Source organism: Bifidobacterium callimiconis (genome assembly GCF_003952005.1).
In the GTDB taxonomy this organism is placed as follows: domain Bacteria; phylum Actinomycetota; class Actinomycetes; order Actinomycetales; family Bifidobacteriaceae; genus Galliscardovia; species Galliscardovia callimiconis.
Map to the genome: position 1 here is coordinate 1 of NZ_QXGJ01000030.1, position 3,291 is coordinate 3,291.

The window sequence follows — 3,291 nt, forward strand, 5'->3', positions numbered from 1 at the left end:
GGTCAGTAAAACCAGCAAAACGAATCCTCGGAACCGACTCACCCTTTTGGGGGAACATCTGTTCGAGCATTGACTTCTTCAGTACAACAAGTTTGTCATACTTACGCTGATGAAGGGTGATGAGAGAATCGAGCTGTGAGAAGAACTGGCCGATGGCCTGTTGCTCAGAAAAGGATGGGAATGCCAACGACATATCAAGAAACGTATCCTCATGAATACGCTTTGCCTTACGGCTACCGTTAGCGATCAATCCGTTTCCAAGATAGAAATCTTCCTGAGTGACTCTGTTCAACAGGAAAGATCCGTCAACGCCAGACATATCAAAAGCCGGAGAATCAAGCGTTGACTCATATCTATCTAATTCCTCTGGCACGATTCCGAACGCCGCATGCAAAAAGTCAAGCTTGCCATACATGAATTGGCCAGCACGACGAATGTAGTACCGCGTGTTTTCGCTCCCGCCATAGGAATCCGTTTTGGCAACAACTCCTTTGCCCCACAATTTAACGGTTAGTTTGTTCGCATCCGCACCAGTATGACCAACGATACGGCTCAGAGTCAGGTATTTCCCCAACTTACGCTGTTCCCAAGGGTCAGTAAAACCAGCAAAACGAATCGAAGGAACGTTCGAATGTTCGGTCATTATTCGCCTCCCAGCAGGGTCTTGAGCTCAGCGATGCCAGTCATATCGAATTCGTCACCGACCAGCTGGTCGAGCATTGCTCCCAGTTCGGTTTCCGCGCTCTTGATCTGACCGCACACGTCGGCGTACGTGGTGGCGTATTTCTCGTCCAACGCCGTGACTTTGGCTACTAGCTCATCAAGAACCGCTGCTGGCAATTCCTCAAGTTTGCGCTGCAGCGGGTCAATCCACTTGGCAGCCAGCAAATCAGAGGTTTCATCGTCGCTCAAACCTTCAATCACCGCAGCGGTTTTGTCTTCAAGTGAGGAACGCAACTCCTTAATGGTCTTCTTGACCTTCTTCTCTTCATCAATCAGACGATTCGCCGTTACCAGCGTACGGTCAAAATCGGTTTCAGCATGCTTGCCGATCGTCTTCACCGCCTTCTTGAGTTCGGCCGCAACGAACGCATCACCGTCCTCGTTGATCGCGTCGGAACTCTTATCGTCCTCGCCAATGCCTTCGAGCAGTTCGGTCAGCTCCTGACCAATCTCCCCTAGACGCTGCTCCTGAGCAGCGATATCTGCCAGATCGGCGGACAGCAAATGATTCTGGACCAAGTCGAACGGCAGGATATGGCCTTTCAAGCCATCTTGCACTTCAACATCCTTGCCAGCCTTCTTCTTGATCACCATATTGGCATCCACCTTGCGCACAGCCTCGACTCCCTCACTCTGAAGGATTTCAAGGTCGCCGGAGATGATCTTCCAATTATCATCGAGCACCTGATAGGCAGCATACGCATCCACCAGAGGCACGTTACGCAACCGACGGAACAGATCATCAGCGAGCTCTTCAGCCTTAGTATCGGCATTGACGTGCTCACACTCCCCTACCAGTTCAGTGCTCAGGAGTTTCCGATAATCGGCAAACGACTGACGGTAATCCGCCAGATACCTCTGGACCTCAACGTTATTGAATATGATGTCCTTCACCGAACCGTCGGCAACTCGGGCATTATGACCATTCTGTGTGGTGAACAACTGTGTCTTCAGGCTCGGGAACACATCCCAGAATCGTTGCAATGTCTCGATCTCATGCACCGGCACGCCACCGAACATAGTGGCATAGATATCCCAGTTCTCAGTCGGCTCGGACGAATCCACGTACCGTGGAATGTTGAGGTTGTAGTCGTTGGCACGAATCTCATCAATACTCACCAATCGACTGAACTTGTCGACGTCCTTAGTGCCGGTCACCGCATCGACGATACGACGGATATCGCATGCTCGCAGCTTGTTGTTCTTACCGTCTTTGATGAAATGCTTGGAGGCATCAACGATAAGCACATGATCATCATCGCGATGCTTGCGCAATACCATCACGATGGTAGGAATGCCGGTGCCAAAGAAAATGTTCGCAGGCAAGCCGATGATGGCCTGAATATGGTGATGTTCCACCAGATTTCTACGGATCGCACCTTCCTCGCCGCCACGGAACAGTACGCCATGAGGCAGAACAATGGTCATGATGCCATCGTCGCGCAAATGGTACAGGTCATGCAGCAGGAAGGCATAGTCGGCCTTGGATTTGGGCGCGATGCCATACTCGAAGCGCAGATCACTCCCCTGCTCCGGTGGCTCCCAGTTCTGCGAATACGGCGGATTCGAGACCACGGAATCCACGAACAGCGGATCATAGGTCTCATCCTTATTCTCGTCGGTGTCGAACCACGGCCAGTCATCCTTGAGCGTATCACCGTTGCGGGCCACGATATTATCCGGCAGAATACCTCGCATCACCAGATTCATACGCGTGAGATTGTACGTGTTCTCCTTGAGTTCCTGCGCATAGTATTTGATGTCATTCGGATTACCGTTGCGACGGGACACCGCCTGCCCGATGTGTATGAGCAACGAGCCCGAACCGGAAGTGGGATCGTAAATGGTGATCTCCTTACGGTCCCGCAGATGCCACGCCACGATCTCGCTCATAAGCTGTGAGACCTCGCCTGGAGTATAGAACTCGCCGGCCTTCTTGCCCGCGTTGGAGGCAAAGTTGCTAATCAGGTACTCATAGATAAAGCCGAGCGTGTCATAATCCTGTCGGTTGCTCATCGGAATGTCCTTGATGAGATAGATCAGATCACGAGCAGCCTTGGAACGACTACGCTCATCGGTGCCCAGCTTGGACAGACCGGTTTGAAGTGTATCGAAAATACCTGCAAACACACGCTTGTGCGCCGGATTGATGTTCCGCTCGAACGCGGAAAGCGCAGTGCGTACGTCGGCGATTTCAAAGTCCGAGCCCTTGGCAATCCAAGTGGAGAACAGGTTGTCATAGGCGATGAAATAGCCGCACAGCCCACGCACATCCTGCACGGTATCTGTATCTTCCTCGATGAGAGACGGCAGATCTTCTTCGGTCCAATCATCTGCATACAGACGATTCACCAGCGTCTCCGAGAGGAACTTGTAGAAGATAAAGCCAAGAATGTAATCCTTGTATTCATTGGCCTCGATCTTCGATCGCATCCGGTTCGCGGACTCCCAGATCTTGGAAGCGAGCTGCTGCTTGTTCATTCATGTGCTCCTTTGCTGCTGTTACCCCTAATGACAGTCCGGGCGGAACGTACGCGGCCACGTTACATTCGTGCCATTATACGTCTG

General features: G+C 51.8%; 2 protein-coding genes. Both read right to left on the minus strand.

From position 1 onward, the window contains the following. Window positions 1–643, minus strand: a 643-nt coding sequence (locus D2E23_RS11460) for a restriction endonuclease subunit S domain-containing protein (protein WP_206432046.1), incomplete at its 3' end; no start/stop codon positions are given. Continuing rightward, window positions 643–3,204 (minus strand): type I restriction-modification system subunit M, encoded by a 2,562-nt coding sequence (locus D2E23_RS11465; protein ID WP_126031023.1) that lies wholly within the window; start codon window positions 3,202–3,204, stop codon window positions 643–645. The genes D2E23_RS11460 and D2E23_RS11465, both read right to left, overlap by 1 nt. Window positions 3,205–3,291 lie beyond the last annotated feature (87 nt).

Excerpts from the sequence above, each read along its gene's own strand:
- D2E23_RS11465 (WP_126031023.1), bottom strand. The coding sequence starts at position 3,204 with ATGAACAAGCAGCAGCTCGCTTCCAAGATCTGGGAGTCCGCGAACCGG.